General features: G+C 65.6%; 1 pseudogene. It reads left to right on the forward strand.

The annotated features are described in order from the left end of the window. Positions 1-241, forward strand: a pseudogene (locus ACRHNM_RS17930) (threonine--tRNA ligase); the annotation flags it as partial.

Here is a 241-nt window from a genome sequence, read left to right on the forward strand (position 1 = left end):
GGCACCGCCTGGGCCGACAAGAAGCAGCTCGAGGCGTACATCAAGCGCATCGAAGAAGCCGAGATGCGCGACCACCGCCGCATCGGCAAGCAGCAGGACCTGTTCCACCTGCAGGAAGAAGCGCCGGGCCTGGTGTTCTGGCACCCCAAGGGCTGGGCGCTGTGGCAGGTTGTCGAGCAGTACATGCGCAAGGTGTACCGCAAGACCGGCTACGGCGAAGTGCGCTGCCCGCAGATCCTGG

Origin of the sequence: Psychroserpens mesophilus (assembly GCF_050617655.1) — a bacterium.
Lineage (GTDB): Bacteria > Bacteroidota > Bacteroidia > Flavobacteriales > Flavobacteriaceae > Psychroserpens > Psychroserpens mesophilus_A.